29 protein-coding genes are annotated in these 25,382 nt (G+C 58.7%); 17 read left to right on the forward strand and 12 right to left on the reverse strand.

Going from position 1 to position 25,382, the window contains the following annotated elements:
* The first annotated feature begins 70 nt into the window (after positions 1-70).
* Positions 71-2,959: a BACON domain-containing protein gene (locus ACJO5Y_RS15800; RefSeq protein WP_406988542.1), complete on the forward strand. Its 2,889-nt coding sequence runs from the start codon at positions 71-73 to the stop codon at positions 2,957-2,959.
* On the opposite strand, the gene ACJO5Y_RS15805 is transcribed toward ACJO5Y_RS15800, so the two are convergent.
* Genes ACJO5Y_RS15805 through ACJO5Y_RS15815 form a run of 3 tightly spaced genes read right to left on the reverse strand, consistent with a single transcriptional unit; the run spans position 2,949 to position 5,071 of the window.
* Positions 2,949-4,169 (reverse strand): MerC family mercury resistance protein, encoded by a 1,221-nt coding sequence (locus tag ACJO5Y_RS15805; RefSeq protein WP_406988543.1) that lies wholly within the window; start codon positions 4,167-4,169, stop codon positions 2,949-2,951. The genes ACJO5Y_RS15800 and ACJO5Y_RS15805 overlap by 11 nt on opposite strands.
* Positions 4,170-4,193: 24 nt before the next feature.
* Positions 4,194-4,430 (reverse strand): mycothiol system anti-sigma-R factor, encoded by a 237-nt coding sequence (rsrA, locus tag ACJO5Y_RS15810; protein WP_406988544.1) that lies wholly within the window; start codon positions 4,428-4,430, stop codon positions 4,194-4,196.
* Complete coding sequence (locus tag ACJO5Y_RS15815; RefSeq protein ID WP_406988546.1) at positions 4,427-5,071, reverse strand: sigma-70 family RNA polymerase sigma factor; 645 nt, start codon at positions 5,069-5,071, stop codon at positions 4,427-4,429. The genes rsrA and ACJO5Y_RS15815 overlap by 4 nt, the downstream gene beginning before the upstream one ends.
* A 161-nt stretch (positions 5,072-5,232) precedes the next feature.
* Here ACJO5Y_RS15815 and ACJO5Y_RS15820 point away from each other — a divergent pair, with 161 nt between their 5' ends.
* On the forward strand, positions 5,233-5,712 hold the full coding sequence (locus tag ACJO5Y_RS15820; RefSeq protein WP_406988547.1) for a cupin domain-containing protein: 480 nt from the start codon (positions 5,233-5,235) through the stop codon (positions 5,710-5,712).
* A gap of 36 nt (positions 5,713-5,748) precedes the next feature.
* On the opposite strand, the gene ACJO5Y_RS15825 is transcribed toward ACJO5Y_RS15820, so the two are convergent.
* Positions 5,749-6,624, reverse strand: a complete 876-nt coding sequence (locus ACJO5Y_RS15825) for a LysR family transcriptional regulator ArgP (protein WP_406988548.1) — start codon at positions 6,622-6,624, stop codon at positions 5,749-5,751.
* 88 nt (positions 6,625-6,712) lie between these two features.
* On the opposite strand from ACJO5Y_RS15825, the gene ACJO5Y_RS15830 reads away from it, so the two are divergent.
* The gene (locus ACJO5Y_RS15830) at positions 6,713-7,321 is read left to right on the forward strand and encodes a LysE/ArgO family amino acid transporter (RefSeq protein WP_406988549.1); all 609 of its coding nucleotides are present in this window, start codon (positions 6,713-6,715) and stop codon (positions 7,319-7,321) included.
* 15 nt (positions 7,322-7,336) lie between these two features.
* Here the strand turns inward: ACJO5Y_RS15830 and ACJO5Y_RS15835 are convergent, their stop codons facing one another.
* The 4 genes from ACJO5Y_RS15835 to ACJO5Y_RS15850 all read right to left on the reverse strand — a co-directional run bounded on the left by ACJO5Y_RS15835 (position 7,337) and on the right by ACJO5Y_RS15850 (position 9,576).
* Positions 7,337-7,963: a porin family protein gene (locus ACJO5Y_RS15835; RefSeq protein WP_406988551.1), complete on the reverse strand. Its 627-nt coding sequence runs from the start codon at positions 7,961-7,963 to the stop codon at positions 7,337-7,339.
* A gap of 19 nt (positions 7,964-7,982) precedes the next feature.
* On the reverse strand, positions 7,983-8,486 hold the full coding sequence (locus ACJO5Y_RS15840) for an NlpC/P60 family protein (protein WP_406988553.1): 504 nt from the start codon (positions 8,484-8,486) through the stop codon (positions 7,983-7,985).
* Positions 8,487-8,574: 88 nt separating this feature from the next.
* Entirely contained in the window at positions 8,575-8,955 is a 381-nt protein-coding gene (locus ACJO5Y_RS15845; RefSeq protein WP_406988554.1) for a ribbon-helix-helix domain-containing protein, read from the reverse strand.
* Positions 8,956-9,006: 51 nt separating this feature from the next.
* Positions 9,007-9,576 carry a DJ-1/PfpI family protein gene (locus ACJO5Y_RS15850; RefSeq protein WP_406988715.1) on the reverse strand — a complete coding sequence of 190 codons (570 nt, stop codon included), beginning with the start codon at positions 9,574-9,576 and terminating at the stop codon, positions 9,007-9,009.
* Between the two features lie 232 nt (positions 9,577-9,808).
* On the opposite strand from ACJO5Y_RS15850, the gene ACJO5Y_RS15855 reads away from it, so the two are divergent.
* The 8 genes from ACJO5Y_RS15855 (at position 9,809) to ACJO5Y_RS15890 (ending at position 15,494) form a co-directional block, all read left to right on the forward strand.
* The gene (locus tag ACJO5Y_RS15855) at positions 9,809-10,126 is read left to right on the forward strand and encodes a putative signal transducing protein (RefSeq protein ID WP_406988556.1); all 318 of its coding nucleotides are present in this window, start codon (positions 9,809-9,811) and stop codon (positions 10,124-10,126) included.
* A 74-nt stretch (positions 10,127-10,200) separates the two neighbouring features.
* Positions 10,201-10,686 carry a MarR family winged helix-turn-helix transcriptional regulator gene (locus tag ACJO5Y_RS15860; protein WP_406988557.1) on the forward strand — a complete coding sequence of 162 codons (486 nt, stop codon included), beginning with the start codon at positions 10,201-10,203 and terminating at the stop codon, positions 10,684-10,686.
* Between the two features lie 58 nt (positions 10,687-10,744).
* Complete coding sequence (locus tag ACJO5Y_RS15865; protein WP_406988559.1) at positions 10,745-11,173, forward strand: organic hydroperoxide resistance protein; 429 nt, start codon at positions 10,745-10,747, stop codon at positions 11,171-11,173.
* Positions 11,174-11,183: 10 nt separating this feature from the next.
* Complete coding sequence (thpR, locus tag ACJO5Y_RS15870) at positions 11,184-11,726, forward strand: RNA 2',3'-cyclic phosphodiesterase (protein ID WP_406988561.1); 543 nt, start codon at positions 11,184-11,186, stop codon at positions 11,724-11,726.
* Positions 11,727-11,798: 72 nt separating this feature from the next.
* Complete coding sequence (locus ACJO5Y_RS15875; protein ID WP_406988562.1) at positions 11,799-13,367, forward strand: nitrilase-related carbon-nitrogen hydrolase; 1,569 nt, start codon at positions 11,799-11,801, stop codon at positions 13,365-13,367.
* Positions 13,368-13,390: 23 nt separating this feature from the next.
* A complete protein-coding gene (locus ACJO5Y_RS15880; protein ID WP_406988563.1) occupies positions 13,391-14,908 on the forward strand; it encodes an intermembrane phospholipid transport protein YdbH family protein in 1,518 nt (505 codons plus the stop codon).
* The gene (locus ACJO5Y_RS15885; RefSeq protein WP_406988565.1) at positions 14,905-15,120 is read left to right on the forward strand and encodes a YnbE family lipoprotein; all 216 of its coding nucleotides are present in this window, start codon (positions 14,905-14,907) and stop codon (positions 15,118-15,120) included. Before ACJO5Y_RS15880 ends, ACJO5Y_RS15885 begins: the two co-directional genes overlap by 4 nt.
* Before the next feature lie 29 nt (positions 15,121-15,149).
* The gene (locus tag ACJO5Y_RS15890; RefSeq protein WP_406988566.1) at positions 15,150-15,494 is read left to right on the forward strand and encodes a YdbL family probable chaperone protein; all 345 of its coding nucleotides are present in this window, start codon (positions 15,150-15,152) and stop codon (positions 15,492-15,494) included.
* A 26-nt stretch (positions 15,495-15,520) separates the two neighbouring features.
* Here the strand turns inward: ACJO5Y_RS15890 and rluF are convergent, their stop codons facing one another.
* Positions 15,521-16,426 carry a 23S rRNA pseudouridine(2604) synthase RluF gene (rluF, locus tag ACJO5Y_RS15895; RefSeq protein WP_406988568.1) on the reverse strand — a complete coding sequence of 302 codons (906 nt, stop codon included), beginning with the start codon at positions 16,424-16,426 and terminating at the stop codon, positions 15,521-15,523.
* Between the two features lie 229 nt (positions 16,427-16,655).
* Here rluF and ACJO5Y_RS15900 point away from each other — a divergent pair, with 229 nt between their 5' ends.
* The 5 genes from ACJO5Y_RS15900 (at position 16,656) to ACJO5Y_RS15920 (ending at position 20,537) form a co-directional block, all read left to right on the forward strand.
* Positions 16,656-17,555, forward strand: a complete 900-nt coding sequence (locus ACJO5Y_RS15900) for a sensor domain-containing diguanylate cyclase (protein WP_406988569.1) — start codon at positions 16,656-16,658, stop codon at positions 17,553-17,555.
* Positions 17,556-17,610: 55 nt separating this feature from the next.
* Positions 17,611-18,024, forward strand: coding sequence for an alternative ribosome rescue aminoacyl-tRNA hydrolase ArfB (gene arfB, locus ACJO5Y_RS15905; RefSeq protein ID WP_406988570.1), 414 nt, complete (start codon positions 17,611-17,613; stop codon positions 18,022-18,024).
* Between the two features lie 36 nt (positions 18,025-18,060).
* Positions 18,061-18,672: an ABC transporter ATP-binding protein gene (locus ACJO5Y_RS15910; protein ID WP_406988572.1), complete on the forward strand. Its 612-nt coding sequence runs from the start codon at positions 18,061-18,063 to the stop codon at positions 18,670-18,672.
* On the forward strand, positions 18,672-19,466 hold the full coding sequence (locus ACJO5Y_RS15915) for an ABC transporter permease (protein WP_406988573.1): 795 nt from the start codon (positions 18,672-18,674) through the stop codon (positions 19,464-19,466). Before ACJO5Y_RS15910 ends, ACJO5Y_RS15915 begins: the two co-directional genes overlap by 1 nt.
* A 78-nt stretch (positions 19,467-19,544) precedes the next feature.
* Positions 19,545-20,537, forward strand: a complete 993-nt coding sequence (locus tag ACJO5Y_RS15920; protein ID WP_406988575.1) for a CobW family GTP-binding protein — start codon at positions 19,545-19,547, stop codon at positions 20,535-20,537.
* Between the two features lie 38 nt (positions 20,538-20,575).
* Here ACJO5Y_RS15920 and ACJO5Y_RS15925 read toward each other — a convergent pair whose 3' ends face one another.
* The 3 genes from ACJO5Y_RS15925 to ACJO5Y_RS15935 form a co-directional block, all read right to left on the reverse strand.
* Positions 20,576-21,400: a DUF6160 family protein gene (locus ACJO5Y_RS15925; RefSeq protein WP_406988576.1), complete on the reverse strand. Its 825-nt coding sequence runs from the start codon at positions 21,398-21,400 to the stop codon at positions 20,576-20,578.
* An 88-nt stretch (positions 21,401-21,488) separates the two neighbouring features.
* Positions 21,489-23,276 (reverse strand): choice-of-anchor D domain-containing protein, encoded by a 1,788-nt coding sequence (locus ACJO5Y_RS15930; RefSeq protein WP_406988578.1) that lies wholly within the window; start codon positions 23,274-23,276, stop codon positions 21,489-21,491.
* Positions 23,277-23,559: 283 nt separating this feature from the next.
* The gene (locus ACJO5Y_RS15935) at positions 23,560-24,582 is read right to left on the reverse strand and encodes a helix-turn-helix domain-containing protein (protein ID WP_406988580.1); all 1,023 of its coding nucleotides are present in this window, start codon (positions 24,580-24,582) and stop codon (positions 23,560-23,562) included.
* 128 nt (positions 24,583-24,710) lie between these two features.
* Between ACJO5Y_RS15935 and ACJO5Y_RS15940 the strand changes: the two genes are divergently transcribed.
* Positions 24,711-25,379 carry a class I SAM-dependent methyltransferase gene (locus ACJO5Y_RS15940; protein WP_406988581.1) on the forward strand — a complete coding sequence of 223 codons (669 nt, stop codon included), beginning with the start codon at positions 24,711-24,713 and terminating at the stop codon, positions 25,377-25,379.
* Positions 25,380-25,382: the final 3 nt, after the last annotated feature.

Raw genomic sequence — 25,382 nt, forward strand, 5'->3', positions numbered from 1 at the left:
CGCTGGCACTGAATATGCTGCCGTATTTCCAGAGTGTCTCTTTGCGGATAAGCTGAAGGAGAGGGGCGTCATGAACCACATTCGGCAATGGTTACCGGTGATCATGGCGCTTGCAATCTCCCTGATAATGGGGGTTTCCAGCGCACTGCAGGCCGCTTCATTGATGGTCTCCACATCCCCCGATCGCAGCGCTCCCACACCTGTTGCATCCGGGCCAGTCTCGGGCGTGGTCTACGTCTTTGTGGCCGACGCTGATGATATGGACCAGGTGCGCTTCTACCTGGATAACACACTGGTTAAAACCGAGAACAACGTGCCCTGGGACTTGGAGGGTACAACCCCGGATAAACTCGCCTTGCCCTTCGACACTCAAGACCTGCTGGATGGCACCTACGCCCTGAGGGCCCAGTTGAACAAGGGCGGAGTCACCGTACAAAACCTGGATGTGGACATGCAGGTGACGAACCAGCCAGCCCCCGAGCCTGGTGATGAGGCCCAGCAGCTGCATGTCGGTTGGCAAACGGACCCGGCCACATCGTTAAGCCTGGTTTGGTTCACCCCGGATGCATCGGCGCCGGCCATGGTGAGCTACAGAATGACCGGTGATTCCGACTGGGCTCAGGCCAGCGGTTCGCTCAATCATCAAACATCGGATGGCAGGTATCTCAAGGTTGCCCTTTCCGGGCTGATACCCGATACCCCCTATGAATTCCGCGTGGCGTTGGCGGACAGTGTGTGGAGCAAGGTCTATCAAAGCCAGACCGCGCCTGCTCCGGGGCCCCAGGATTTTGACGCAGTGTTCGTGGCGGATACCGGGCTGGTTGGCCGTACCGATGGCCTGGCAACGGGGACCGAGCAAGTGATCGCGGAGATTGCTGCCCTGTCGCCCCGGTTGGTGCTGTTGGGCGGTGACTACGTCTATTTTGATACCGACAAGCGGTTTGGCACCCTGGAACGCACCATTGCCGCCTGGTTTGATCAAATGGCGGCAGTGGCGGGGAATACGCCCATGATGCCGGTATATGGCAACCATGAGGAGGTGCTGGGTGAGGGCTTTGACACCTGGGTGCAGTACTTCCCCACGCCGGACGGCTGGAACAACCGGCGTATGTACAGTTTCGATGTTGGGGACATCCATTTCGTAGCGGTATTCGGGGTAGATGAATTCCAGACCCTGCCCCAGGATGCGCTCGATTGGCTGGCCGCCGATCTGGCCGCTGCTTCCCAGCAGGGACAGCGCTGGCTGATTCCTTTCTTTCATGCGGCTCCGTTCTCCGATGGCAAGAATCATCCATCCGCCTTGACATTGCGGGGCCAACTGGGACCTGTGTTCGAAGCCGCCGGCGTGCAGGTTGTATTAACTGCCCACGACCAATCCTATGAGCGAACCTATCCGTTGGAGAACGTGCCCGCCGATAATACTCCGACATCCACTGATCGCCATTGCTATACACTGGACGATGGGGTTACCTGGCTGAAGGTGGCTCCCGGTGGCAAGCTCAGTAATATCTCCAAGGGGTTTTCCCCCTGGTCGTCATCGCCGCCACCTGACTGGACGGTTACACGGGACAATACCCTGCACCATTACGCGCATTTGACGGTGTCTTCGGCGGGGGTGCTGGATGTCGATATCCATGGTGTTGCGGGTAACGGGGCGCCGCCCCTGCGAATCGACCGGGTACGCTATACCACCCAGACCTGCGGCCCGGAATTCGCCGCCCAACCTACGCAAGTTGCGTTCAATCTGGAACCCGGGGAAGTGGAGAGCCTGGAGGTGCAACTGACGGCCGATGGCACAACCATTCCATTCGAGGTGACCCAGATACCGGGTTGGCTGTCGGTGTCCGCCGTAAGTGGCACTACGCCGGCAAACCTCCAGCTCACCGCCGACGCCCAGGGGCTGGCCGTGGGCAAGTACAGTGGGGTTCTGGAGTTCTCGGATGGGGCTGACAATGCTACCTGGTTGCCGGTGTCGCTGGTGGTTGGCTCCTCGGACTACAGCCTGTGGGTGGCCGATAACCCACAACGGCTGTCGGCCCAGCCCCTGGAAAGCGCCGTGTTGCAGGGTAATCGCTATATCTTCACCAGCCCGGATACCGACGTCAAAAAGGTGCGCTTCTACCTGGATGACCCCACCGGAACTGGCACAGTCACCAAGACAGAGAACATAGCCCCGTTTGATCTGGGAGGAACCGCCCCGGACGACAGTGCCTACCCGTTTGACACAGAGACACTGGCCGATGGCGGCCATGCAATGGGTGCTCGCTTGTCCCTGGGCAGTGGTCTGGAAGTGCTAGTGGATTCCAGTTTCCAGGTTGCCAATGATGCGCCTCAACTGGCGGTCAGCCCGCCCAGCCTTTCGTTGCAGGTGATAGCACCGCAATCCATGGCGGAGGACAGCGTGCTGGCTCAAATGACCGACGGCCAGGTGCTGGCCTATACCGCCCAAACCAACGCAAGCTGGCTCACGGTCAGCCCGTCCTCCGGTACCCTGCCGGAAACCCTGACCGTGACCGCGCAGGTCAACGACCTGTCCCCTGGGCAGTATCATGGGCAGGTCACGGTATTGGCGGACAGCGGCGATCAGGAATCCGTGAGCGTTGACCTGTTCTATGGCCAGCAGTCCAGCTCCGGACTTCTGGTATCCCTGTCTCCGGACCGTAGCTCAGCGTTTCCGCTGGATGGCACAACCCTGTCCGGCAATGTCTATGTCTTTGTCCCCGAGGCGGCTGGCATTGAGAAGGTATCGTTCTACCTTGACGACCCCAATCGGCTAGCCAAACCGATCAAGGTGGAGGGCAACGCACCTTGGGATTTCGCGGGCACCATCCTGACGCCACCCCGCAACGCCTATCCATTTGACCTCCAGGGCCTGGACGGACAGCACCAGATCACGGCCGTGAGCAGTGACTCCTCCGGGGAAACCGTGGTGCATGGAGTGTTTAACGTTAGTCCCTAGTGAGCCCCAGGCACCGGGCCTCATCTCTCCGGCGAAGTGTCAGGTCCCGGAATACCGCACCTATCAACAGAATGAAACCGGCCAGCTCCACAACAAACCAGTAGGAGACAAACAAGGCAAAGAACACGAGGCAAGCCCCCGCCAAGGCTATCAGGGTAGGCATCATCCGGTGATGGCGTCGTTTCCCCGCAGCCACAGCGAGAACGGTCAGCGCCGTAAAGATCCCGATGCCTCCTGACCAAAGCTGGAGATCAAGCGTCAGCTGAACGCCCAGTGTTGCCAACAGAATAGTGGCAGCAAGCAGGCCGTAGCACGTCAGCAAGGCCAGCATCAGGGCAGTAACGCCGAGAAATCCCTGTTGCCTGAGCGCGCTCAGCCAGCGCCTGGGATGGCTCCTGCGCAACCATTGTTGCAGTCGTCCTGGAGCCTGGCCGCCCCTGCGCGCGGCGATTTCCACTGAACGGGCGCCAAAGCTCTGCGCCACCTCCCGGGTCTGATGGCTCGGGCTGTGGGCGAAATAGTCGATGTGCCGGATGATCCTGATATCTTCAAAGCCGGCATCTCCCAGCATGGCCAGAAGGTTTTCCTCGACGGTGGCGCCAACCACGCACTCCACCCATAACCTGGGATCGGAATCGCAGTCCACCGTAACCGGTCGATTGATGACCACGTCGGCCAGCTGTAGGCGGCCGCCGGGTTTGAGGACCCGAAACATCTCCGCGATCGCCCTGCGTTTGTCGGGCACAAGGTTGAGGGCGCCGTTGCTGGTGATGCTGTCGATACTGCCGCTGGCAAAGGGAAGATGCTCGGCGGTTGCCTGGATCACATCGATACTGGCGCCTTGTGTTTCAGCACGCTGCTTCAGTTTGCGCGTCATGGCCGAGGTCAGGTCCAGCGATATGACGTGACCATCGGGGCCGACAAGGTCCAGTGCAAGAAAACTGTCATTGCCTGCCCCAGCACCCAGATCCAGGGTGGTGTCCCCGGCCCTGATGGCATTTCCGCTAAAGGGATACCCAACCCCCGCAAAGGAGGCGGCAATGTCCTCCGGTAGCAATTTGATGCGGTTCTGGGGGTAATCAAGGGCACGGAGCGCCTGGTGCCCCACGGGAAAATGGAATGGAGATTGGGGTGCCTCCGCGACCTGGGTGTACATGTCCTGGACGGCGGAGGTGATCTGGCTTTTGGAATACCCGAGGATCGCGACCATGGTTCCTGCTCCTTGCGTTACCCTTCAGCGATTGCCCAGCAGTGCTTCCACTCGTTGCCTCAGCCGGTCTGGCGCCTTTTCGGTGCCGCTGGCGGCGATTTTTTCCCGCAGGCGCGTTTCGAATTCTTTCCGGCTGAAGCAGTCATGGCAGCGACGGAGGTGACGATCGATTTCTGCCCGGGTCAAGTCATCGAGCTCGCTGTCGAGGTACGCGAATAGCCGTTCTATGACCTCCTCACAGGAGATAATGTCTTCGCTCATACCGCACCTCCGTTTCCGGGACCTGTCTTCCCGGAAGTTGTTGTCAGGCCAGCTTCCCGCCCCTGGGTCCACAGAGTGTGCTGGAGCATGGCACGGGCCCGGTTGAGTCGGGAGCGAACGGTGCCCAGGGGAATATCGAGCAGCTCTGCGGTCTGGTGATAGCTATAACCTTCAATTTCCACCAGGACCATGACAACTCGAAAATCATCAGGCAGCTGATCCAGCGCCTCCTGGATATCCTTCTTTAGAAGCTGATTCAGGAACGATTGCTCAGGTGCGCCCCACCACAACAGGAATGGCTGGTGCAGTTTCTCGAACAGTGAAAAATTACCCTCGTTCCCGTCAGTCTCCAGGGCCACTTCCTTTTCCTGGCGGCACTGGCGGCGTCGCCACTGGTTGATAAAGGTATGGTTAAGTATCCGGAACAGCCAACCTTCAAACCGGGTGATGTCCGTCAGCTGGTCAAGCTTGTTCCAGGCAGTTGCCACCGTTTCGGCGACGATATCCTCAGCGTCATCCGGGTTTCGTGACAGGCGCAACGCTGTCCCGTACAGACGATCCATCAGCCTGTGGATTTCCTGCTCGAACATTGCCCGTCGTGCTGCCTTTGGGCGGTTGTCTGTGTGCGTTGCCGTTACCATGACGTTCTCCCTCCGGAGATGTCACAGGGACGTGCAGAGTCCAATGAAAGTTCCCGTCAGCAACGGATAAAAATCGGGGAACAAATCAATATGCCCATGCGTCCTTGTGGCCAGCCGGGTGTTATCCCCGGTTGGTACCCCTTACATGGAGGATAGATGCAATGGCTACCAATACAATGATCACTGCAACGGCCCTGGCTCTCTGTATGGGCGTGAGTTCCGCCGTGATGGCGGAAACACCCTACATGGGAGACGGGCACACAATGATTACACCGGATGAACTGAAGTGGGGACCAGTGGGCTCCATGGCCCCGGGCGCCCAGATTGCGGTACTGGAGGGTGACCTGGGAACCGCCGAACCCTTCACCATGAGGTTGAAGTTACCTGCGGACTATGTGATTGCGCCTCATATTCATCCGGCTTATGAGCGGGTCACGGTGTTGTCCGGGACCTTCTACTTTGCCCACGGTGAGGAATTCGATCGCGACAGCGCCAGGGCCCTGCCGGAGGGCAGTCTGGCGATCATGTCTCCCGGGGATCCGATGTACGGCTATACCGACGGAGATGTGGTTATCCAGCTCCACGGAACTGGCCCCTGGGGCATTGAATACCTGAATCCTGAAGACGACCCCCGCCAATGATGAACGGCAGCAGCGCGGCGGGGAAGGGCGTAGCGGCTATCGATTGAGCGGGCTCGCGGACTGAATGGCCGTGGTCAGGCGGTCCATAACACCGCCGCCATGGCGCCAGAAATGCCAGTAGAGCCGCACCTCCAGGGATTGGCCGGGCGTGATACTGACCAGCTGCCCCCTGTCCAGTTCCTGTTGTACCTGGGCCTGGGGGATCATGCCGTACCCCATCCCCGCCAGGGCCAGCTTCACGAAGCCTTCCGAGGACGGGCAGAGATGGTGGGGCACCGGGCCATGGTAGCCGCATTGGGCGAGAAACCGGTGCTGAAGCTGATCATTGGGGCCGAACACAATGGCCGGGGCGGATTCGAGATTGCCAGCCGTAAAGCCGCTGGAGAAATACCGCTGAACGTATGCCGGCGTTGCCAGTGGCAGGTAGGTCATTGTGCCGACTGGCACGCAGCGGGCACCGGCGACCGGTTGCGGGCTGCTGCACAGACAGGCGGCGACATCGCCTTCGCGCATTCGTCGCAGGCCAATGTCCTGATCCTCGATCACCATATCCAGAAGCAGCGCTTCCTCCGCGCAGAATTTTCCAATGGCGCTCGCCCACCAGGTGGCGAGGCTGTCCGCGTTCAGGGCAATGCGGAGCCTTGCCGTTGGTTCGGACAGGGCCGGAATGGACCCGGCCAGATCCCGTTCCAGCAGTTGCACCTGTTGCACATGGTTCAGCAGCCGCTGACCGGCAGGGGTGGCCTTGATAACCGGGCTACGAATCAGAACGGGCTGGCCAAGCCGGATTTCCAGTGTGCGCAGTCGCTGGGAAACCGCCGACTGACTGAGTCCCAGGGCCGCGCCGGCACGTTCAAAGCCACCGCATTCGATCACTGTGGCGAGGGCTTCCAGCAGTTTGTAATCAATCATAAGAAAAACTGATGCAGCATTATGAATATGAATTTCCAGTATAGCGGTAACCCGGTAATCTTGCGCTATTGGATAAGGAGGTTTAAACGTGCTGGAGAGTTACCTGACCGGTTTGATCGTGTGCGGAGGCATCATTGTCGCCATCGGAGCCCAGAATGCCTTTGTACTGAGCCAGGCGATTCGCCGGGAGCACCATTGGTGGTCGGCCGGGCTGTGTATGGCAGCGGATGTCACCCTGTTTACCCTGGGTATGTTCGGTGTCAGCGCCGCGCTGATGGCCATGCCCCAGGCTTTGGAAATCCTGCGCTGGCTGGGGGTTGCGTTCCTTGGCTGGCTGGCTATCCACGCATTCGTTCGCGCCGGTCGGGGCAGGGTGGCTCTGGAAGCCGGAGAAGTGACAAAACGAAGCCTGAAGGGCGTGCTGTTCACCACGCTGGCGGTTACTTTGCTGAACCCTCAGGTGTATCTCGATACCCTGGTGTTGATACCGGCGGTGGGTGCCCAGCAGGAAGACACCACCACTTTTGTCGCTGGCGCCAGCAGTGCGTCGATTATCTGGTTCGGGCTGCTGGCATGGAGCGGATCGGCGCTGGCACCGGTTCTGTCTCGGCCGATGGCCTGGCGGGTGATTGATGGTGTTATTGGCCTAATGATGGCTGCTATTGCGGTGCATCTTGCCATTGGCGGTGGTCTGTAGAATTCAAAGGGCGGATCAGAAACGCACGGCCAACCCGGCACTCGCCTCGACCTGTAGATATCCGCTGCTTTCAAACCGGACGTTGCAGCCGCCGGAGCAGAACACCGAGCCACCGCTGTCGAGCACGGTGTAGATTCCACGCAGGTCCAGTCGCAGCAGGACCTGGTCGGTCACCGGGAACTTGTATCCGCCGCCCAGTGTCAGTGATGCCCGATGGTGGGTGTCCAGACCGGAAGGTTTGGGGTCGAGCCGGGTCACGCCTGCCACGCCCGAAATAAAACCGCCGGTGGTCTTGCCGCCGGGGAAATACAGTCCGCCAAATTGCAGCTGGTAGAGCGTGATATCCACTCGGTCACGGGGTGGCGACAATAACCCCTGCGGAATGTCGGCCGTTGTGTCCTGCCTCCCCACGTACAGTTCCAGTTGCTTGCCCGGTTCCTGCAGATCGATGTTCACCAACAAGCCCTGACTTACCGTGTCATCCAGCTTCACCCGGCTTTCGGAATCGTCGGTGTCGTTTCTGGTGTCGAATTCGCCGCCCATTCGGAAACCGACAAACGGCGTGAGCTCCACCTCCGCTGCAGCCGGCAGGGCCAGTGGAAGGAGGGCCAGGTAACAGCAGAGGGATCGGATGGGTGTCATGGGGTTTGTTGCTCCGGCGTCAGTCAAAGCGTCGGGCCTGGGTAAAGCGACCTTTCCAATAATAGCCGTTCATGGACGACTGGGTCACACCGATTGACGTGGAGGCATGGATAAAGCGGTTGTCACCCATGTAAATGCCGGCGTGTTGCTCCTTGCCGCTAATGCGGAAAAAGACGAGATCGCCAGGCTGTATATTTCCAGGGTGCACGGCATCGCCGCTGGCCAGCATTTGTGAGGTGGTTCTGGGTAGTTGCTTGCCCAGTCCTTCCTGATAGGCGGTCAGGATGAAGCCTGAACAATCGAAGCCATTGGAGGAAGTGCCGCCGTACTGATAAGGGGTGCCCCGGTAGCGCTCGAATACCTGCCAGAGTTTTTGCGCTTTGCCGGATTCCTGTGCTGCAGCCGTCGGCGAGGAGTGGGGCACATTAGCCGTGCTCCCGGGCAGACTCTGATGGCTGGCACACCCGCCCAGGACAAGGGCTGATATGACCAGGATAAGGATGTATCGGAACGATTCACGCATATTGAAACCCAGATCCGCCTGTTCTGTGTTCCAACTGTATTATTCCTTCGATCGGATGTCAGGTTACGGTTTGGAATGCCATGCCGGATCAGTGAGTGGATTTACCTCCCGGAGCGGACAAGGTCTCCGGCGCCGGGCTCTTCTCCAGGATCCGGTCGGCATCCAGAGAGGCAATGGGCACACGGGTGTCCCTTGGGACATCGCCGGTTAACTGCAGCTCCAGATAACGCATCGCGCAGACCCGCAGGAACGAGGTGAAATTCCCCAGGTCATGCCCTGCATCGATGGACTCGTGATAAAGCCGGGTGATCATCTGGGGCAGGTTCATGCCGTCCCGTTCGGCCAGTTCGGCGAGGACATGCCAGAAGGCATTTTCCATGCGAACGCTGGTCACCATCCCGTCGATACGAAGGGAGTGGGTCTTGCTGACCCACAGCTCGGGGTCGGCGTTGATGAAGAGCTTGCACATGGGCGTTTCCGGTTCTGTGTCCAATGGGGCCGGTATTCCGGCCCCATTGGCTTAGTTGTCCAGTAACTTGAAAAACTGCGCCAGCCAGGCCGGATGGGCGGGCCAGGCGGGTGCTGTTACCAGATTAGCATCGGTGACAGCCTGATCAACCTCAATGCTGGCAAACCGGCCTCCGGCGAGTTCAACTTCCGGCTGACAGGCTGGGTAGGCCGAGCACTCGCGGCCTTTCAGGACGCCTGCGGCCGCTAACAGTTGCGCGCCGTGACAGATGGCAGCAACCGGCTTTTCCTTGTCGAAAAAGTGTCGTACCAGATTCTTCACATCGTCGTTCAGCCGCAAATATTCCGGGGCGCGTCCACCGGGAACCACCAGCGCGTCGTAATCCGCCGGGTTGATTCCCTCGAAATCGGCATTCAGGGCAAAACGGTGGCCGGGTTTCTCGGTGTAGGTCTGGTCGCCCTCAAAATCGTGGATGGCGGTGGCAACGGTATCGCCGGCTTTCTTGTCCGGGCAGACGGCATGAACCGTATGACCGACCGCCTGCAGCGCCTGGAAAGGCACCATGGTTTCGTAGTCCTCGGTGAAGTCACCGGTAATCATCAGAATTTTCTTTCCGCTCATGACTGTTTTCCCGCTCATGACTGTTTTCCCGCTCATGGCTATCTCCTTGTGATTGTCCTGCCAGGTCAGGAAACAGTAGCAGCGGTGCCCGGCGAGCGGGTATTAACGGGATACTACAGGCTCATATCTGTTGGGGTTTGTTGGTCCTGTCTGTCTTGGCGGACTATGCTTGGAATAGGACCGGCGATGTTTGCGGGTGCTGTACTGACCAGGTCACAGAAGGAGGCGGGCGTTGCAAATAGCCTACAGGGCCCGGGATATTACCGAGGCGCACATTGTGGCCGGCCTGCTTGAGGCCAATGGCATCGAAACCTACGTGGGTGGCCACTATCTTCAGGGGGCCATGGGGGAAATCGGCGCTGCCGGTTTCAGCAACGTTCATGTGGAGGACGAAGACCTTTACCGTGCGCGGCAACTGGTCACCGAATACGAATCAACCCGCCACGGATACGTCGCGACCGAGGATGATGACGACCGCCCGGACTTTTACGCGCGCTGGTTTCTGTTGGTGTTAGCCGTTCTCGGATGGTTGCTGTTCAATCTTTACTAAGAAATTAATTTCCCAGGCAAGTGATCCATGGGTTATGATAACTCGTACACGAGGTAATCGTGAGTGAGTTAATTATGAAAGAACTGAAATCGTCACAGCCATGCGAACCGGGAAGTGAGCTGCTGAAGTTGGACAGGCAGATGTGCTTTGCCCTGTATTCCGCCTCGCTGGCCATGACCAAACTTTATAAACCGGTGCTGTCTGACCTTGGCCTGACCTATCCCCAATACCTGGTGATGCTGGTGCTTTGGGAACAGGACGGCATCACGGTGTCGGCGCTGAAAGAGCGTCTTCACCTGGATTACGGCACCTTGACGCCATTGATCAAACGTCTGGAAAAACAGGAACTGCTGACCCGTACCCGGCCGCCGGAAGACGAGCGGCAGGTGCTGATCCATCTCACGGCCAGGGGCCACAGCCTGAGGGACAGGGCGCAACCGGTGCCCGAGCATGTGGCCGAGGCGTCCGGCTGTTCCCTGACCGAACTGGAGGACCTGAAGAACCAGCTCAACGCTCTCAGGCAACGATTGCACAGTCATCTTGAATCCGGGCCAACCTGAACGCTGCTCATCCCGAGTGGCATGTCAGAGGTCCGCACACAGCGAAAAGGAGAAAACCATGTCAATTGAACAAGTCGCATACCGAGCCAGCGCAGAAGCAACCGGTGGTCGTGACGGCCGCGCTATTTCATCCGATGGCATCCTGGATGTGGAACTGACGACGCCGAAGGAACTGGGTGGTGCCGGCGGCAAGGGCACCAACCCGGAGCAGCTGTTTGCTGCCGGCTACTCCGCCTGTTTCATCGGAGCCATGAAGTTCGTGGCCGGTCGTGACAAGCTCAAGATGCCAGAGGATGCCTCTATTGAGGGTGTCGTGGGCATTGGCCAGATTCCGGGTGGCTTTGGTATTGAAGTCGAACTGCGTATCAGCCTGCCGGGTATGGACGATGCTGAGGCAAAGCAGCTGATCGACGAGGCCCACAAGGTGTGCCCGTACTCCAATGCCACACGTGGCAACATCGACGTGACGCTCAACCGGGTTGCCTGAACCACTTCCCATGAGCCGTTTGTTTTTCGGGCTGGAAATTCCGACCGACCTCAAACAGCGTTTGCTCGGGGTGATTGCGCCGGTTTCCGGCGCAAAATGGCAAAGCCCTGAGCAATTGCATATCACCTTGCTGTTCCTGGGAGATATTGAGCAGGGCAGGATTGTGGGGCTGTGCGATGCAGTCAGGGGGCTCCCGGTTGAAGCTTTTGAGCTTGAGGTGACCGGTCTCGGCTGTTTCGGTCAGCCCCGTAGCCCGAGAAACCTTTGGGCGGGCGTGCAGCCGCCGGAACCCGTTGCGGCGCTGCATAGCGCTCTCAAGACCAGAATGGCAGGCCTCGGGATAGCGCCGGAGAGTCGGCCGTTTCGCCCCCATATCACCCTGGCGAGATTTAAAAAACAGCGGGGATCGGTGGAGGCATTGCTGGATGATCATCGCGATTCGGTTTTCGGGCAGTTTGCGGTTTCCGAGATCCTTCTGCTTGAAAGCAATCAGGGACCCAGCGGATCCATCTACTCGGTGGTCGAACGCTTTCCGTTGGCGGATCCGCGCTGACCGATTTCCCTTGACGAAAACCCATATGGCCACCAAAGATGAAGGCATATCAACGCCTTTTCCGAGGTGTCTATGTGCCCGCCGTTTTCCGATCCTGATCTGCGTCTGTTTGTGCGTAATGCCACGCTGGCGGATATTCCCGGCATCATCCAGCTCAGCCGCCGTGTCTATGAAGGCACCGGCATGTATGGCTATACCAAGGGGCCGCTGACCGGACAGATCAATACCTTTCCGGATGGTCAGTTTGTCGCCATGCTGGGGGATACGGTGGTGGGTTACTGCGCGACTTTCCGCATTGCTGAAGAGATCGCCCTGGCAGCCCATGACTGGACTTCCATCACCGGTAATGGCTATGCCTCCCGGCACGACCCGGAAGGTGACTGGCTGTACGGCATGGAAGTGTGTGTGGATCCTGAGTGCCGCGGATACCGTATTGGCGAGCGGTTGTACAACGAACGCAAGCAGTTATGCCAGGCGCTGAAACTGCAAGGTGTGGTGTTTGCCGGTCGCCTGCCCAGCCTGCGGCAGCGGCTGAAAAAGTTTGGCAGTGTTGAGGATTACGTTGAAGCCATCAGGAGCAAGGAGCAAAAGGATCCGGTGCTATCCTTTCAGCTCCTTCAGGGCTTCGAAGTGCACGGAATCATTCCTCATTATCTGGATGCCGATCATGATTCCATGGGCTATGGCGTCCACCTGATATGGCGCAATCCGACAGTATCCCGGAACAGCGACAACGAACAACGCAAACGGTATGGCCAGCGTATGCGGGATACCGTGCGTATCGGCACGGTTCAGTACCAGCAAAGGCCCGTGGCTTCGTTTGATGAATTCAGTGAGATTGTTCGTTACTTCGTGGATGTCGTATCCACCTACAAGGGCGATTTCGTGGTGTTTCCTGAGCTTTTTACTCTCCAGCTGCTTTCCATTGAAGCCCGTAAGGGCAGCCCGGCAGAGGCGTTTGCAGCAGTCACCCACTATGCGGAACGCTACCGGGAACTGATGCGGGATCTGTCCCTGCGCCACAATATCAATATTGTCGCCGGCTCCACCCCTGTGCGCGAAGACGATGGCGCCATTCGGAACATGGCCCATGTGTTTCTCAGGGACGGCCAGGTCTTTACCCAGCCCAAAATCCACCCCACTCCCAATGAGGCCTTTTGGTGGAACGTGAAGGGAGGCAACCGGGTCAGCGCCATCGAGACTGACTGCGGCACCATAGGTGTACTGATCTGCTACGACGCGGAATTCCCGGAACTGACCCGGCACCTGGTGGATCAGGGTGTCCACATCATCTTTGTGCCGTTCTGTACGGACGAGCGCCAGAGTTACCTGCGGGTGCGTTATTGCTGTCAGGCGCGGGCCGTGGAGAATCAGGTGTATGTGGTGATGTCCGGTAATGTCGGCAACCTGCCGAAGGTACCGAACATGGAAATCCAGTACGGTCAGAGCTGTATTCTTACTCCCTGCGATTTCCCGTTTGCCCGGGATGGCATCGCGGCGGACACTGAACCAAACGTTGAAACCGTGGCTTTCGCTGATCTGCGACCGGAGGTACTGATCACCGCACGCAACAGTGGCACCGTAAAAAACCTTCAGGATCGCCGTCACGACCTCTACAGTGTGACCTGGCGTGGTGAATAGCCCGAACCGACAGGAGCGTTGTTTTGCCATTTGATGGCCTTACGCCATGGAAGCGATGGATCTACCCTGCAGTCCTGGTGGTATTTGCCCTGACAGCGCAGCCTGCGTTCGCCGCAGGCTGGTCGCTGATGCTGCAGCAGGGGCAGATCGGACTGACGCTGCCGGACATTCATTCCGGCGGCTGGGCTGTGACCGGAATTCGCGCTGATGTGGTCACCGCCGTCGAGGCAGACAACCGCGCTGCTACCGTCCATTTCAGGCCCGGGTCCCGGTTGCGGGCGGCGGGCGTTGTTCAGGAATCCGCTGACTCGTCCTTGCAGTTGGAGGATGTCCGTGTGGACCTGAGGGACGTCACCCTGACGGTGAATCTCAAAGGCACGGAGCCATTGCCCGATCGAAGCACCGTGGCCGGTCATGTGCTTGTCGAGGTTGGAGCACTGAATCATCCGCGTCTGAAACGCCAGGGCTGGCGGTTTGAGGGTACCGTGAATGGCCCGCTAACGGATCTGAGCGTTGAAGGTCAGGTACGGTCAGATGCAGGTCTGGTCGCTGATGTGACGGTCAGAAACGTACCCGGCGAATTTATGTTCGCCGGTATTGCCGCACAGATTGAGGGGGAGCAGGGCGGCAAGGCCATGGCCGGTACTCTTGCTGATTGGCCCGAGGTTCTGGAACTGGATGCGGGGCAGGTGCGGGCGGAAGTAGAACTTCGCATGGCACCCGACACCCCATTGGCGCTCCATGGCCAATTGGATTTCGATGGCGTTGCTGGGCTCATGGATCGTACCGCGATATCCGATCTGAACGGACGGCTGCTGGTCAGTCTGGAACGGGGCTCACTGTTCGCCCGCTTTCGCGACGTGACTATCGGTCAGATCAACTCCGGCATTGGCATCGGCCCCGTTCGTTTTCTGGCGGACTACGAGGCGCCGCAATCGGACGCCCTTGCCGGCGTTCTGAATCTGCAACAGGCAACCGCCGGGTTTCTGGATGGCCGCCTGAGAGTGGCGCCAGGCGCCATTGATCTCTCCACCAAGCCCTGGCAGGTACCAGTTGATGTCTATGACGTCTCCCTGGCGCGCTTGCTGCAGGTGTATCCGACCGAAGGCCTGGAAGGAACCGGAGAGCTCAGTGGTCGTATTCCGGTTCTGATCAGTGACGCCGGCATCAAGGTTGAGCAGGGCAAGATCTCTGCCATCGCCCCGGGTGGTGTACTGGAACTCCCGGCTGAACGGCTTCAGGCTATGCTTGGCAGCAGTGAGGCTATGACCCTGGTGGTGGAAGCTTTGCAAAACTTTCACTATTCGGTGCTGGAGAGCACGATAGACTACGATGAAAAGGGCAAGCTTGTGCTTGATCTGAGTCTGGAAGGAGAAAATCCGGAGGTCAGGGGCGGGCAACCGGTGGTGCTCAATATCAGTCTTGAAGAAGACATTCCCGCCCTGTTAACCAGCCTTCAGCTGAGTGGCAGGGTGAACGAAGCCGTGACCGAACGCGTTCGGGAACGACTGCAACAATCCGGGCAGGAGGCAGTGCCATGACGAATGTAGCGCGGTCGCACCGATCGCTTGCGGTGAGAGCATTGATGATACTGATGCTGCCACTGGCGTTATACGCTTGTACGCCGACGGTGCAGATGGCCGCACCAAAAGAACCGATTACCGTGAACCTGAACGTCAAGATCCAGCACGAAATCTACGTCAAAGTGGACAAGGAAGTGGATGAACTGTTCAGTGAGCAAGGGTTGTTCTGAGCGAAGCCGGATATTCCAAGGGGTTGATAATGAAACGATTGATACAGCTGGGTGCGTTCATTCTTGCGATCGGCATGAGTCTGCCCGCGCTCGCCATGGGGCTGGATGAGGCCAAGCAGAAGCTGGAATCCGTCAAGCAACAGGGTCTGGTGGGTGAGACGCCGACAGGCTACCTGGATGTGGTTCGTGCCGACGGGGAAGCCCGCGAGGTGGTGGAAGCCATCAATAGCGCCCGCAGGGATGAATACACCCGCATCGCCGAAAAACACGATATTCCGGTTACCCAGGTGGAAACCGTGGCCGGAAAGAAAGCGATCGACAAAACGCCCTCCGGCCAGTTCGTGTTGATTGAGGGGCAGTGGGTGAAAAAGTAGCCCGCCCAATGGCTAATGCGAGAAGCTTAGCGCTTCACGCTTCGTTGCCGGGGCTTGCCAGGCTTTGGACGCTTGCCCGACTTCGTGTTTTTTCTGGGGGATGGCCTTTCTTTATTGCTGATCCCCCTGGACGAGGTCCCCGGTTTTGACGATTTCGGTTTGCCGGACGGTTTCTTCCTTGCCGCCTTTGGAGCCTCTGCCGGCGCTTCAGAGGATGAGTCACGGATGGCATCAAACAGGCCCGCCAGTTCTTTCTGGGTCAGGTCCCGCCATTGCCCCACGGCCAGCCCTTTCAGACTGATGTTCATGATGCGGATACGTTCAAGTTTGGTAACTTCGTAGCCGAAGTGCTCGCACATCCGGCGGATCTGGCGGTTCAGTCCCTGGACCAGGACTATACGGAAAACAAAGCGGGATTCCTGGCTGACTTTGCACTTTTTGGTCATGGTGCCAAGGATCGGGACGCCGCCGGCCATGCCCTCGATCAACGCCCTGGTAACCGGTTTGTCGACGGTGACCAGGTATTCCTTTTCGTGATTGTTGCCGGCCCGCAGGATCTTGTTGACCAGGTCCCCGTTGCTGGTCATGAATATCAGGCCCTGGGAATCCTTGTCCAGGCGTCCTATCGGGAAAATTCGCTCACTATGACCAACAAAACGCTGAATGTTGTGTCTTTCGGCGCTGTCGGTGGTGCTGACAATGCCTACCGGTTTGTTCAGAGCGATAAAGACGAGATCCGCTTCCGAGCGTGGCTCGATAAGCTGGCCGTTCACCTTGACCGTATCGCCCGGTAGTACCTGGTCGCCTACGGTCGCGCGCTTGCCATTGATGTAGACGTTACCCTGCTCGATGTAACGGTCAGCCTCCCGGCGCGAGCACAGGCCGCTTTCACTGATGTATTTGTTAAGGCGGGTGGTATTTCCGGCGGTCATGGTTGTCCTGTGATGGGTGAGCTTGCGATCGGTACCGATTTGCCCAACGCATGATAACAGGGTCTCAGGAATGCGTCAGTGACGGGCACTGTGGGTTGATATGTCATAAATGGTCAAATCTTCCAGGAGTGTGAGAAATTTCACGTTCAGGTGGGTAATATTGTGTATGTTCCGTCAACATTCCCGCAGGGGTGTCTTGCCAACCATGCCCGTCCAGGACAACGTCAACATGCTCGTTACGACTTCTCAGGGTTTGTTGCCGTTTATTGAATCCTTGCCTGATGCCGTTATCATTGCCAACGCAGACCATAAGATCGTACTGGTTAACTCCCGCGCCGGGGAAATGTTCGGTTACCCCGTGGATGCTCTGGATGGCTCTGACCTGAAGATGCTCATTCCGGAGCACCACCGGAATGTACACAAAATGAATGTAAAGGGTTATTTCCGGGCGCCCCATGCCCGTCCCATGGGGGCGGGCAGACGGTTTTCCGGTCTGCGTGCCGATGGCACGGAGGTGCCGGTCGATATCATGATCAACGCGATCATGTTGGATGGGGCCCGGGTGGCCATGGCTTTGGTCCGGGATGTCACCTACCAGCGGGAGCTGGAAGACCGGCTGACCCTGGAATCCCTCACCGACGAAATGACCGGTTTCTATAACAGGAAGCACTTCAGGGCCCAGCTCAAGGCCCAGTTCTCCGCGTTTGTTCGTTCGTGCATACCGGCATCCGTAGTCATGTTTGATTTCGATAACTTCAAGGTTATCAATGACCAATATGGCCATGCTGCCGGAGACGTTGTGCTGGTTGATGCCGGGAGGACGATTCTGGAGGAGCTGCGGCCATCGGATACGGCTTGCCGTATTGGGGGGGAAGAGTTTGCGATCATCCTGCCGAATACACTGCTGCAGGACGCGGTGGCGTTTGCCGAGCGAATTCGCCAGAGTATACAAAGCATGGACTTCAAGCTGGATGGCGTTGTCCTGCATGCCACCATTACGGTGGGAGTGGCTTCGTTTACATCGACAGACAAGTCATACGATTCTCTGATGAAGAGGGCTGACAAAGCCCTCTATGCCGGCAAAGCCGCCGGGCGCAATTGTGTTATCTCGCAGGATTCTTTAACGTAAGGCTCATTTGGATGGCCAGACGGGATACCAGAGCCATCAAACATTGAGCTGAGCTATGCTGAAAATCTCCAACGCCGTTGAACTGGCTGACTGGGAAATCGAGATCACGCAGATTCGTGCCCAGGGCGCCGGCGGCCAGAATGTGAATAAAGTGGCGTCGGCCGTACACCTCCGTTTTGACATCCTTCACTCCACCTTGCCGCCGTTCTACAAGCAACGACTGATGGCTTTATCCGATCAGCGCATCAGCAAAGACGGTATTGTGGTGATCAAAGCGCAGTCGTTCCGCACCCTGGAACTCAACAAGGAAGACGCTCTGGAGCGCCTGAAGGAGCTGATTCAGGAAGCCGTGAAGCAGCAGAAAGCCCGGCGTCCCACGCGGCCTACGAAGTCTTCCCAGCGTCGCCGTGTTGACAGCAAAACCCGGAAAGGAAAAACCAAGGCGCTCAGGGGAAAAGTGGATCTCTGATGCCTGGTTTTCTGATGTGTAGAGGATGTCCTGCTCATGCCCGACCTTCGGCTCGAAGATCTCTCCATTGGTTCTCTGAACACTGTGTCCATAACCGTGCCAGCCGGAGAAGTAGTGTGCCTGTCCGGCCGTTCCGGGAGTGGTAAGAGCCGCCTGCTGAGAGCGGTGGCAGATCTGGACGCCCACGGTGGCTCTGTCTGGCTGGGTGATACCGGGCAGGGTGATGTCCCGGCTCATCAATGGCGGCGGCAGGTATTGATGGTTCCTGCGGAGAGCCAGTGGTGGGCCGAGAGGGTGATTGATCATTTTCCAGTTGATATCGGCGCAGGCGATCACAACGCTCTCCCGCTGGCGGATCTGGGGCTTGATGACGGCGCCCTGGAGTGGTCGGTGAGCCGCCTGTCTTCCGGCGAGAAACAGCGCCTGGCGTTGTTGCGGGCGATGGCCATGAACCCGTCCGCGTTGTTGCTGGACGAACCCACCGCGAACCTGGATGCAGACTCGGTGGCATTGGCGGAAAGCTGGTTGCTGCGGGAGATCGCACATCGTCAACTGCCGGTGCTTTGGGTCGCCCACGATAGAGAGCAGATCCGTCGGGTTGCCCATCATCACTTCGCGATTCGCGGCCACGTCGTGGAGGCATGCTGATGGATGTCATCGACCTGGCGTGGTGGAAGCTGGCGCTGGCCGCCGGAATGATTGTGCTGCTGGCGGTCTTTACCCATCTGAGCCGCCTGGGAGTAACCAGAAGCCTGTTGATTGCCAGCCTCCGCACCGGTGTTCAACTGGCGTTGATAGGGCTGGTGCTGGAGGCATTGTTTGCTTCCTCCGGCTTGCACTGGATTGCGCTGATGGCCCTGGTCATGTTGCTGGTGGCCGGTCGGGAAGTCATGGCCAGGCAGCAACGCCGCCTGACCGGCGGGTGGGCGTTCGGCATTGGCACCGGCGCCATGTTTCTGTCCTCATTTGCGGTAACCGTGCTGACTCTCACGGTGGTGATTGGTCCCGACCCCTGGTATGCCCCGCAATATGCAATTCCGCTGCTGGGCATGATGCTCGGCAACACCATGACCGGCGTGGCCCTGAGCCTGGATCGTTTAACCGAAGCCGTGTGGCGGCAGCGCGCAGTCATTGAGAACCGCTTGATGCTGGGGCAGCCCTGGCAGCAGGCGGTGGGGGATATCCGCCGGGATGCCATGCGCAGCGGCATGATGCCTTCGATTAACGCGATGGCGGCAGCGGGGATTGTCAGTTTGCCCGGGATGATGACAGGGCAAATCCTGGCCGGCAGCCCACCGGCGGTGGCGGTGAAATATCAGATCCTGGTGATGCTGACCATTACCGTTGGCACCGGATTTGGCGCCCTGATGACTGTGGCATGGGGCAGTCGCCGCCTGTTTGATGATCGGGAACGGCTGCGTCTGGATCGGCTCTCAGGTTAATGTCGCGCATTCCGCTTCTCCGGCGTTGATGTTATAGTGTAACAATAATTTCCCGCGCCAGCCTCTGCGAGTCGCTTCATGAAGACACCGATCCCCACCAATCTGATCCTCGGCTTTCTGGGGGTTGGTAAAACCACCGCCATACTCGATTTGCTGAAAAACCGGCCGGAAGGTGAGGTCTGGGCGGTTCTGGTCAATGAGTTTGGTGAAGTCGGAATTGACGGCGCCCTGCTGGAAACCGAAGGGGCGTTCATCCGCGAAGTGCCCGGAGGCTGCATGTGCTGTGTCGCCGGGCTACCCATGCAGATTGGTCTGAACCAACTGATCCACAAAGCCAAACCGGACCGCCTGCTGATCGAGCCGACCGGTCTGGGACATCCTTCGCAGATTATCGATACCCTGACCAGCGAACACTACCAGGACGTACTTGCCCTTGGCCCGGTGATCAGTCTGGTGGATCCACGCCGCCTGGAGGAGCCCCGGGTGGTGGAGAACGTACAGTTCCGCGATCAGGTGGCGGCAGCCGATATCCTGGTGGCCAACAAGGTCGATGCCTGTTCCCCGGAGCAGTTGTCTGCTTTCGATCAGTGGGCAGCGAAGCTGGAACCGGCCAAGCGGGCGGTCTTTCACACCAGTTTCGGGCGTCTGGCGCCGGAATGGCTGGACGGCTGCACCGACCTACCGGAAGTCACATCGCCACAGGCCCACCATCACCACAACCACCAGCCGAAGCCTGATCCTGCGGTGCCTGTCAGCGACGAGCCCTGGCAACGGGTGAGCAATGAGGGGCAGGGCTATTTCAGTGTCGGTTGGCGGATTCACCCGGATCTGGTGCTGGATGAGAGTGGCCTTATGGCGTTGGCCCTGGATGACCGGCTGTCGCGCTTCAAGGCTGTGGTTCACTGCTCCGACGGTTGGCGTGCGGTGAATATGGCGGACGGCGCTCTCTCTGTGGTTGAGGCGGAGTCCAGGGAGATGTCACGGATCGAGATGATTGCTTCTCGGGCGTTGGATGAAGATGAGTTCGATCAGCAACTCAGGGCGTGTGCCGGCATGCATGACGGGCGCTAATTCGGGCCCCCGAAAAGGTTCGCGGGGCCCGGTGTTGCCTAGTGGCCGTAGATGCGCATGGCCGTGTTCTGGACAGACAGGTTATCCAGGGCCACGGAGCCGATGGATGTGCCGCCTACCAGGACCTGACCAATCTGCATGTCGGCCTCGAAGGTATTGATATCCACCGCCAGGGAGGAGTTGCCCGCTGCGTTGCTACCGTTGTAGACGTCCATGTCCACCTTGGCGCCAAGTTGCGTGATGATGGGATTGTCCGGATCGTAATTGGCGCCGGTCAGGCGCAAGTCACGGATCCCCATGGCAAGGAAGGGGATATCCATATCCATGTCATCAATGGCGAACAGGGTCTGCAGGTTCAACACGTCGGTTTCGGTGTCCACATTGATCTTCAGTTCGGTGAGGATGCCGTCAATCGACAGGTTGTCTGCAATCAGTGTGCTGTCGGTATGGCCCTGAAGGGTCCAGCCTCCGGTGCGAACGGAGAAATCGATGGGGGCTGCCACCAACGGGAAGACGTTGATCTGGGCATCGCCGTCATCAAGGATGTCGATTTCGATCTTGATGTTGTCGATCAGGTCACTGCTTTCGCCAAACAGGAGTGGGCGGATCGCCGGGTCGTCGAATTCCTCGAACATGTCGGTGCGGTCAGCACCGCCGATGAAAATATCCTTGACCGACAGTGAGCCTTCGTCGGTATAGATAAACTCATCCATGGTGACCTTGGTTTCCAGCTCAATGGTCACACCGGCCTGGCCGGTGATGTTGCCCATGTGAGTGTCTCCCAGGGGCTTGAGGTCAGCGTAGCCGGCCAGTGGCAACGCAGCCACAGCCAGTGCCAGTGTTGCTTTCTTCAGGCTTTTCATTGTGTTGTTCCTTGTTACTGTTGTTGTTATGGCCTGCCAGCCGGAGTCGACTGGCAGGCCCGGAGAAAACCGTTTCTCCGTCTCTTCCTTAGGGGGCCGGGGTCAGTGACAGGTCAATGGTATTCCCGGAACCGGTCAGGAACTGGTTGAGGACGTCGGTCAGCAGCCCGCAGTTCTCCAGTGGCGGCAGGTCATAGACGCCAGTGACATCGCCGCCTGTGGCTGGTGAGAAAGTTGTGCCCTCGTTGGATTCAAGGTTGATGTTGACCGGTTCAATGGTGCGGCAGTCATTTCCGCCACCCACGCGGATGGGCAGGCCGAAGAGCTTCATCTCCACTTTCGGTACCTTCACATACAGCCTGGAGTTGGCGGTCAGCGTGCCGTCGATCAGAGTGCCGGTAGTTGTTTCAGCCTGCTCGAATTCCACGTCCGCGTCGGCTTTCAGCTTGCTGAACAGCAATTTGATTTCGAACTGGCCGCTGGTGGGTTCCAGGTCAAGGTCTGCCTCAAAGGTACCGCTGGACAGTTCCAGTTCAGTGGCGATGCTGCCGTTCAGGGGCAGGGTGCTGTCGGATGACTTGATGTAGGTGGAACCTTCAAGGTCCAGCAGCAACTCCAGAATATCGCTGGCGCCGCTATCGCCATAACCGCTCAGATCCACGCTGATATCGGGGTTCTCCGGGTCGTCCGAGGTGATTCTCAGGACCGCGTTGCGGGTGCCCTCGGAGGACGCGGTAAAGCTGACTTCCACGGAACAGCTCTGGTCGGGAGCGACGGTGGTGCAGTTGTTGGTTTGCTGGAACTCACCGCTGTCGGCCCCTTCGATTTCGATGCCGTTGATCAGCAGGGTTTCATTGCCGGCATTGCCAATGACCACTTGCGCTGCAGCGGTTTCACCGATCAGGACACTGCCAAGATCGAGGCTTTCCGGGGTCACGGAGATCTCCGGCACCGGCGCCAGCACACTCTTGCCGCTCAGGCTGACGTCCACGGCGGGGTTATCCGCATCGCTGGACTCGATGGTCAGAGTCGCGCTCTGTTCGCCCTCACCGCTGGGGATATAGGTCACGGTGACATCGCAGCTTGATGATGGCGCAATCGTGGTGCAGCTGCTGGTTTGCATGAACACGCTGCTATCGGCACCGCTGATGCTGATGTTGTTGATGCCCAACTCGGCATTGCCGGTGTTGGCAATCGTAACCGTTTCTTCGGCAGTCAGACCGGCCTGGACGTTACCAAAGGCGATTTCCTCGCGATTAACGCTGATGCGGGGAGTCTCGACCTCGTCTTCCACCACCTGGACCGTCTGGAGGACATTGTCCTGCCCGGGATTCTGGGTACAGTCGGAGGTGAATTCGCCAATGGGCGCCGGCGCAATCTCGCCGTTGGCGGTGCGGGCAATCATGTCCAGCTGCAGGGTGCCGACGGTAATCAGCGCCTCACCGACATCATCACTGTTGAACGTGATGGCGGGTGATACCCCTTCGGCCGGAATGGTGAATTCGCCAGGTTCATTGGGAATGGGGGAAGGCGGGATGGTCAACGGCACCGTGAGGTCCATTTCCCGGTTGGGGGTGACAACGGTGGTCTGGTTGATCGCCGTGCCTTCGATGGTTTCGGAGCCGACCAGCTTGAGGCCGGTCCGGGAATCCTCATTGACTACGGTCAGGGCCTGAATGGTGAATTCCGGGGTCGGGTCGCCAACGGTTTGCTGGCTTGGGATGTCCGCGCTGATCTCCGCCCGGATCGGCTGGTCGCCAATCAACGGAAACGGGCAGGTGAATTCCAGTTCGAGGGATACGGGTTCGGCCAGCGCCTGACCACCACCTGTCATCAGTGCAGCCGCCGCAACGGCCGGTCCGAGCTTGCGGACCATTGAATTATGATTCCTGAGTTTCATGAGTTCGTCCTCTGTAAGGCTAAAGTCGTCGTTGTTGTTGTGGGTTGCAGACATCACCGATGAGGACTGCTGTATCGGTCTTGCAATGAATTCCCCGCCCCGGCAGCGGAAGCTGACAGGGCGGGTACTATTTGGCAGGGGAGGGTGCCGCGGGGTCATTGCCAGGGCCGGCGAGGTTTTTGTTCAAAGCGGAAGATGAGTGTAAAAAATGTTGAATTCGTGACGCCCATCAAACCAGATGTGTCCTCAGGAGCGGGGGCTACCTGCTGTCCCGGCTTTGGCGACGGACGTCACCCGGCGTTTGCCCCGTCCAGGAACGGTAGGCCCTGGTGAAGCTGGCCTGGTCACTGAATCCGAGCTTTTCAGCAATGGATTCCAGAGAGACACTGGTGTCCCTGAGGTACAGCGTGGCGAAGTTTTCGCGGATGTTATTGCGCAGTTCGCGAAAGGACGTGCCTGCTGCCGCCAGGTGCTGGCGCAACGAGCGTGTGCTGATGCCAAGCCGGCGGGCGATGTTCTCGGTGGTACAGGGGCGCCCGGGCTGACTCATGATCATCTCGCGCACCTGCATCACGGTTTCATCCTGCTGCTCTTCGTTCCGCATTGGATGAGCGCGGCTACGGGCAAGAATAAATTCGAGGCCGGCGTCATCGGTGCGAATCGGCGTACCCGAGAGCGGCATGATGATTTCGCTGTCGCCGGCTTCAAACCGGAATTCACAATCGTTGGCAAGCCGTTGCCAGGGCTCGGGGCCGAGTCTGGAGGGGAAGTCGAAGGCCACGCGGAAGTGGCTGCAAACCTGCGATGAAATACGCAGAATGCTGCCCATGTAGATCTTGGTGAGACAGGGGCGGAGGTCACCGAGCCCCCAGGTGTCGATCAGGCGGATCCGGAAGGTGGCGCCGGTGGAGCTCAGTTCCATATCCATCAGCGGCAGACCCACACGCAGGTACTGTACAATCATGCTGATCAGGCGCCGGGGATTTTCCTGTCCCAGCACGGCGAAGCCCAGCAGTCCGTGGGCGGGCAGATCAAGCTGTTGGCCAAACTGGAAGGGCGCGCGCTCATCTCCCATCAGCCACTCGGCCGTGCCCAGCAGGTCCATAACCTGTTGCATGGACAGGCTGGCATCCGGATTATCCAGCAGTTCGCTGGTAATATCGGTGTCCTGCAGGATGGCCTGGCGCTTGACCCCCTTGCTTTCCATGAAGTGAATAAAGCGGCGTGCATAGCGTACGGAAATAATGGGTACTTCAAGTGCCACGCGACTGGAAGTTTCCATGGATCTGTCCCTGAAAAATAAAGGCCAGTGTCCCATGGACTGCGTCGGTGAGTTTTCGGGTTGTTCACGATTTCCGTGTCATGGCCGGATATGACAATGAAAGATTCTTAACATTGCCGGGAGATTCCTTGAGCTCAAAGATACCAGAACCGGATAACTGGTCCCGGACGTGCCCCGTATGCGAAAACGGGGAGCTGCGGCAGTTTCAGCAGGTGCGGGATACCCTGTACCACCGCTGTCCGGTATGTGAGGCCACGGTAATGGACGCCTGCCACTGGTTGACGCCGGAGCAGGAGCGGACGGTCTATGATCTTCACGATAATGATCCCGACGACCCCGGCTACCGCCGGTTCCTCTCGAAACTGACGACGCCGCTGCTGGAGCGTTTGCCCGCAGGGGCCCATGGCCTGGACTTTGGCTGCGGGCCGGGACCGGCCCTCGCCAGGATGATGGAAGAGGCGGGTATGACGGTCAGCCTTTACGACCCCTTCTTCTATCCGCAACCGGCGACCCTGGACCAGTGCTACGATTTTGTCACCTGTACGGAAGTGGTGGAGCACCTGCACCAGCCGGGCGCGGTGTTCCGTCAGCTTGACCGACTGGTGAAACCCGGTGGCTGGCTGGGCGTCATGACCTGTTTCCAGACCGAGGATAGCCAATTCGCCAACTGGCACTACCGTCGCGATCCCACCCATGTGGTGTTCTATCGTGAAGAGACCATGGCCTGGCTGGCGGAAAAGCTGGGGTGGACGATGGAGGTGCCGGTCAAGGACGTGGTTCTGTTCCGTAAAAAGTGACTG

It is taken from the genome of Marinobacter alkalisoli (assembly GCF_045449855.1).
Taxonomy (GTDB): Bacteria; Pseudomonadota; Gammaproteobacteria; order Pseudomonadales; family Oleiphilaceae; genus Marinobacter.

Coding starts and splice junctions, on each gene's coding strand:
- ACJO5Y_RS15835 (WP_406988551.1), bottom strand. CDS start 7,963: ATGACACCCATCCGATCCCTCTGCTGTTACCTGGCCCTCCTTCCACTG.
- ACJO5Y_RS15900 (WP_406988569.1), top strand. CDS start 16,656: ATGCTCGTTACGACTTCTCAGGGTTTGTTGCCGTTTATTGAATCCTTG.
- ACJO5Y_RS15800 (WP_406988542.1), top strand. CDS start 71: ATGAACCACATTCGGCAATGGTTACCGGTGATCATGGCGCTTGCAATC.
- thpR (WP_406988561.1), top strand. CDS start 11,184: ATGAGCCGTTTGTTTTTCGGGCTGGAAATTCCGACCGACCTCAAACAG.
- ACJO5Y_RS15815 (WP_406988546.1), bottom strand. CDS start 5,071: ATGGTAACGGCAACGCACACAGACAACCGCCCAAAGGCAGCACGACGG.
- ACJO5Y_RS15915 (WP_406988573.1), top strand. CDS start 18,672: ATGGATGTCATCGACCTGGCGTGGTGGAAGCTGGCGCTGGCCGCCGGA.
- ACJO5Y_RS15840 (WP_406988553.1), bottom strand. CDS start 8,486: ATGCGTGAATCGTTCCGATACATCCTTATCCTGGTCATATCAGCCCTT.
- ACJO5Y_RS15890 (WP_406988566.1), top strand. CDS start 15,150: ATGAAACGATTGATACAGCTGGGTGCGTTCATTCTTGCGATCGGCATG.
- ACJO5Y_RS15935 (WP_406988580.1), bottom strand. CDS start 24,582: ATGGAAACTTCCAGTCGCGTGGCACTTGAAGTACCCATTATTTCCGTA.
- ACJO5Y_RS15850 (WP_406988715.1), bottom strand. CDS start 9,576: ATGAGCGGAAAGAAAATTCTGATGATTACCGGTGACTTCACCGAGGAC.
- ACJO5Y_RS15860 (WP_406988557.1), top strand. CDS start 10,201: ATGAAAGAACTGAAATCGTCACAGCCATGCGAACCGGGAAGTGAGCTG.
- arfB (WP_406988570.1), top strand. CDS start 17,611: ATGCTGAAAATCTCCAACGCCGTTGAACTGGCTGACTGGGAAATCGAG.
- ACJO5Y_RS15805 (WP_406988543.1), bottom strand. CDS start 4,169: ATGGTCGCGATCCTCGGGTATTCCAAAAGCCAGATCACCTCCGCCGTC.
- ACJO5Y_RS15925 (WP_406988576.1), bottom strand. CDS start 21,400: ATGAAAAGCCTGAAGAAAGCAACACTGGCACTGGCTGTGGCTGCGTTG.
- ACJO5Y_RS15825 (WP_406988548.1), bottom strand. CDS start 6,624: ATGATTGATTACAAACTGCTGGAAGCCCTCGCCACAGTGATCGAATGC.
- ACJO5Y_RS15820 (WP_406988547.1), top strand. CDS start 5,233: ATGGCTACCAATACAATGATCACTGCAACGGCCCTGGCTCTCTGTATG.
- rluF (WP_406988568.1), bottom strand. CDS start 16,426: ATGACCGCCGGAAATACCACCCGCCTTAACAAATACATCAGTGAAAGC.
- ACJO5Y_RS15920 (WP_406988575.1), top strand. CDS start 19,545: ATGAAGACACCGATCCCCACCAATCTGATCCTCGGCTTTCTGGGGGTT.
- ACJO5Y_RS15930 (WP_406988578.1), bottom strand. CDS start 23,276: ATGGTCCGCAAGCTCGGACCGGCCGTTGCGGCGGCTGCACTGATGACA.
- rsrA (WP_406988544.1), bottom strand. CDS start 4,430: ATGAGCGAAGACATTATCTCCTGTGAGGAGGTCATAGAACGGCTATTC.
- ACJO5Y_RS15875 (WP_406988562.1), top strand. CDS start 11,799: ATGTGCCCGCCGTTTTCCGATCCTGATCTGCGTCTGTTTGTGCGTAAT.
- ACJO5Y_RS15865 (WP_406988559.1), top strand. CDS start 10,745: ATGTCAATTGAACAAGTCGCATACCGAGCCAGCGCAGAAGCAACCGGT.
- ACJO5Y_RS15845 (WP_406988554.1), bottom strand. CDS start 8,955: ATGTGCAAGCTCTTCATCAACGCCGACCCCGAGCTGTGGGTCAGCAAG.
- ACJO5Y_RS15910 (WP_406988572.1), top strand. CDS start 18,061: ATGCCCGACCTTCGGCTCGAAGATCTCTCCATTGGTTCTCTGAACACT.
- ACJO5Y_RS15885 (WP_406988565.1), top strand. CDS start 14,905: ATGACGAATGTAGCGCGGTCGCACCGATCGCTTGCGGTGAGAGCATTG.